The following is a 1,750-nucleotide window of genomic DNA, read 5'->3' as shown; positions in this document are numbered from 1 at the left end:
CATGAAGGGCAGGACGCCGCGGGTGACGGCGTCCATCTTCATGCGGCCCACGCCGGCCACCACGTTGAGCACGGTGCCCACCGGCGGCGTGATGAGGCCGATGGCGTTGTTCATGATGAACAGCACGCCGAAGTACACCGGATCGATCCCCGCGGCCTTGACCACCGGCATCAGCACCGGCGTCATGATCAGGATGGTGGGCGTCATGTCCATCGCCGTGCCCACCGCCATCACCAGCAGCATGATGGCGATGAGCAGCAGCGTGGGGTTGTCCATGAAGGGCTGCAGCAGCCCGATCATCTTGCTGGGCAGGTCGGCCACCGTGATGAGCCAGGCGCTCACCATGGCCGCGGCCACCAGGAACATGATCACCGCGCTGGTCCTGGCCGCGCTCACGAACACCGCATAGAGCTGCGACAGCTTCATCTCGCGGTACACCACGGTGGCGACGAACAGCGCGTAGACGGCCGCGACCACGGCCGCCTCGGTGGGCGTGAACACGCCCAGCTTCAGCCCCACCAGCACGATCACCGGCAGCATGAGCGCCCAGGTGGACTGCCTCAGCGCGGCCAGCCGCTCGGCCGCGCTGGCCTTGGCCGGCGGGCTGACGTTCTCGCGCTTGGCCACGAAGTACCAGGTGAGTGCGATGGCCGCGCCCATCAGCAGGCCGGGCACGATGCCGGCCAGGAACAGCTTGCCGATCGACACGTTGGCCGCCACGCCGAAGATGACGAAGCCGATGGACGGCGGGATGATGGGCGCGATGATGCCGGCCGAGGCGATGAGGCCGCCCGAGCGCGCCTTGTCGTGGCCGGCCTTGACCATCATCGGCAGCAGCAGCGCCGCCAGCGCCGCCGTGTCGGCCACCGCCGAGCCGGAGAGGGCCGCCAGCAGGCAGGCCGCCAGGATGGCCACGAAGCCGAGTCCGCCGCGCACGTGGCCCACCAGCGTGAGCGCGAGCTTGACGATGCGGCTGGACAGCCCGCCCACGTTCATGATCTCGCCGGCCAGCATGAAGAACGGCACCGCCAGCAGCGGGAAGCTGTCGGCGCCGTTGATGACGTTCTGCGCCAGGATCTGCGCATCGAACAGGTCGAGGTGCCACATCAGCGCCACGCCCGACATCAGCAGCGAGTAGGCGATGGGAATGCCCAGCGCCATGGCGCCCAGCAGCGAGCCGAGGAAGATGAAGACGGTCATTCTGGAGGCCTCGTTCGGGGCGATGGATCGATCAGCGCTTGGGGCCGAGGCCGGGGCCGGGGGCGGCTTCGGTGAGGTGCAGGGCCTGCACCTGGGCCAGGTCCTCGGACTCCTGCACCATCACCAGCTCGCTTTCGGCCGCGCGTCCGCTCAGCGTGCGCAGCAGCTCGCGCACCAGCAGCAGCGCGGCCGAGACGGCGAACACGACGCCGCTGCCATAGAAGATGCCCATCGAGGCGCCGCTCACCGGGGCCTGCACGTCCCAGTTGATGCGGGCCTGTTCGAGGCTGCCCTGGAAGAGCAGCCAGGTGACGTAGAGCATGGCGAGCTGCCCCACCACCAGGCAGGCCTTCTTGCCCCACAGCGGCAGGTGCGCCACCAGCATGTCGGTGCCCAGGTGGCTGTGCTCCTTGAGCGCCACGATGGCGCCCAGGAAGGTCATCCACACGAACAGCCAGCGCGACAGCTCCTCGCTCACCGTGATGCCCGAGCTGAAGGCGTAGCGCAGCACCACGTTGCCGAACACCAGCACCACCATCAGCGCCAGGCA

General features: G+C 68.6%; 2 protein-coding genes. Both read right to left on the bottom strand.

Annotation, left to right across the window (positions count from 1 at the left end; translation table 11 throughout):
- Positions 1–1,200, bottom strand: a 1,200-nt coding sequence (locus tag E8D38_RS27530; protein ID WP_140637467.1) for a TRAP transporter large permease subunit, incomplete at its 3' end; no start/stop codon positions are given.
- Between the two features lie 31 nt (positions 1,201–1,231).
- Positions 1,232–1,747 carry a TRAP transporter small permease gene (locus E8D38_RS27525; RefSeq protein WP_246099735.1) on the bottom strand — a complete coding sequence of 172 codons (516 nt, stop codon included), beginning with the start codon at positions 1,745–1,747 and terminating at the stop codon, positions 1,232–1,234.
- Positions 1,748–1,750: the final 3 nt, after the last annotated feature.

The sequence above is a fragment of the Methylibium rhizosphaerae genome (assembly GCF_006386545.1).
Classification (GTDB): domain Bacteria; phylum Pseudomonadota; class Gammaproteobacteria; order Burkholderiales; family Burkholderiaceae_C; genus Pseudorivibacter; species Pseudorivibacter rhizosphaerae.
Note: the sequence above shows the minus strand (reverse complement) of the source record. Positions and strands in the feature narration are given on the sequence as shown.